This is a genomic window from Mesorhizobium atlanticum (assembly GCF_003289965.1).
Classification (GTDB): Bacteria; Pseudomonadota; Alphaproteobacteria; order Rhizobiales; family Rhizobiaceae; genus Mesorhizobium; species Mesorhizobium atlanticum.
The window spans coordinates 1-2,500 of sequence record NZ_QMBQ01000020.1 but is presented as its reverse complement, the minus strand read 5'-3'; the positions used below and the strand labels follow the sequence as shown (position 1 = coordinate 2,500).

General features: G+C 55.0%; 1 tRNA gene and 2 rRNA genes (1 of these 3 cut by a window edge). All 3 read left to right on the top strand.

Going from position 1 to position 2,500, the window contains the following annotated elements:
* Positions 1 to 1,840, top strand: a 23S ribosomal RNA gene (locus DPM35_RS31975); it begins 973 nt to the left of the window's first position.
* A gap of 237 nt (positions 1,841 to 2,077) precedes the next feature.
* Positions 2,078 to 2,192: ribosomal RNA gene (gene rrf / locus DPM35_RS31970) — 5S ribosomal RNA — on the top strand.
* Positions 2,193 to 2,369: 177 nt separating this feature from the next.
* Positions 2,370 to 2,446, top strand: a tRNA-Met gene (locus DPM35_RS31965).
* Positions 2,447 to 2,500: the final 54 nt, after the last annotated feature.

Here is a 2,500-nt window from a genome sequence, read left to right as displayed (position 1 = left end):
CCTGGGAGTACTAGTCGGCAGACACACGGCGGGTGCTAACGTCCGTCGTGAAAAGGGAAACAACCCTGACCTACAGCTAAGGTCCCCAAGTTATGGCTAAGTGGGAAAGGATGTGAGGATCCCAAAACAACCAGGATGTTGGCTTAGAAGCAGCCATCATTTAAAGAAAGCGTAACAGCTCACTGGTCTAAATAAGGGTCTTTGCGCCGAAAATGTAACGGGGCTAAAGCCATACACCGAAGCTTAGGGTTCGTGAGCAATCACGAGCGGTAGCGGAGCGTTCTGTAAGCTGATGAAGCCGTACCCGTGAGGGGCGGTGGAGGTATCAGAAGTGCGAATGCTGACATGAGTAACGTAAGGGGAGTGAGAGACTCCCCCGCCGAAAGACCAAGGGTTCCTGCTTAAAGTTAATCTGAGCAGGGTTAGCCGGCCCCTAAGACGAGGCGGAAACGCGTAGTCGATGGGAACCACGTTAATATTCGTGGGCCTGGAGGTAGTGACGGATCACACAAGTTGTCCAATCTTATCGGATTGAACGGGCAGCGGAGTGGTTCCAGGAAATAGCTCCTCCTTATAGACCGTACCCGAAACCGACACTGGTGGTCAGGTAGAGTATACCAAGGCGCTTGAGAGAACTATGCTGAAGGAACTCGGCAAATTGCACGCGTAACTTCGGAAGAAGCGTGACCCTTTTCTACGCAAGTGGAGGAGGGTGGCACAGACCAGGGGGTAGCGACTGTTTATCAAAAACACAGGGCTCTGCGAAGCCGCAAGGCGACGTATAGGGTCTGACGCCTGCCCGGTGCTGGAAGGTTAAGAGGAGGGGTGCAAGCTCTGAATCGAAGCCCCAGTAAACGGCGGCCGTAACTATAACGGTCCTAAGGTAGCGAAATTCCTTGTCGGGTAAGTTCCGACCTGCACGAATGGCGTAACGACTTCCCCGCTGTCTCCAGCATAGACTCAGTGAAATTGAATTCCCCGTGAAGATGCGGGGTTCCTGCGGTTAGACGGAAAGACCCCGTGCACCTTTACTATAGCTTTACATTGGCATTCGTAGTGGCATGTGTAGGATAGGTGGTAGGCTTTGAAGCCTGGGCGCCAGCTCAGGTGGAGCCACCCTTGAAATACCACCCTTATTACTATGGATGTCTAACCGCGGCCCGTTATCCGGGTCCGGGACAATGTATGGTGGGTAGTTTGACTGGGGCGGTCGCCTCCTAAAGAGTAACGGAGGCGCGCGATGGTGGGCTCAGAACGGTCGGAAATCGTTCGCTGAGTGCAATGGCATAAGCCTGCCTGACTGCGAGACTGACAAGTCGAGCAGAGACGAAAGTCGGTCATAGTGATCCGGTGGTCCCGCGTGGAAGGGCCATCGCTCAACGGATAAAAGGTACGCCGGGGATAACAGGCTGATGACCCCCAAGAGTCCATATCGACGGGGTTGTTTGGCACCTCGATGTCGACTCATCGCATCCTGGGGCTGGAGCAGGTCCCAAGGGTATGGCTGTTCGCCATTTAAAGCGGTACGTGAGTTGGGTTCAGAACGTCGTGAGACAGTTCGGTCCCTATCTGCCGTGGGTGTAGGAATATTGAAAGGATCTGTCCCTAGTACGAGAGGACCGGGATGGACGGATCTCTGGTGGACCTGTTGTGGCGCCAGCCGCATTGCAGGGTAGCTATATCCGGACGGGATAACCGCTGAAGGCATCTAAGCGGGAAACCCACCTTGAAACGAGTATTCCCTGAGAACCGTGGAAGACGACCACGTTGATAGGCCGGGTGTGGAAGAGCGGCAACGCTTGAAGCTTACCGGTACTAATAGTTCGATAGGCTTGATCGTTCTCATTACTTATATCCATCAAGGCGCAATCCGAAGGATTGTCGCCATTCTCACTCACGCTTGTTCCGCCCTCACGGGCGGCGCTACGTGGGTGCGGCGCAACAGCGCCGGCGGTCGGTCGACCTTGCGAAGCTTCGCTTCGAAAGGCGCCAGGCTGAAAGAACGTCAAAGGCACAAACGCGACGATCCTGCAGATCGCGCCTGAACAGCTTCTCGATTGAACATGCGTTTTGCCGACCTGGTGGTTATGGCGGAGCGGCTGCACCCGATCCCATTCCGAACTCGGCCGTGAAACGCTCCAGCGCTGATGGTACTTCGTCTCAAGACGCGGGAGAGTAGGTCGCTGCCAGGTCTGCAAAACGCATGTTCAACTCAAATCTTCTCTCTACGTTCCAGGCCCGCCGAACGGGATCCAAGGCCGCGCAAGCGGCCCTTTCATTTGGCGAGCCATCTACCTATCTGTAGGCCAGCCTATCCGTAGGCCTAGGCTTACGTCCAAGAACGCAAGCAAACGCTTGCTCGTAGGTGACGCGGGGTGGAGCAGCCCGGTAGCTCGTCAGGCTCATAACCTGAAGGTCACAGGTTCAAATCCTGTCCCCGCAACCAATTCTATCATAAATCAATTACCGTCCCGCTCTAACCGGGGCGGTTTTTTGCGTT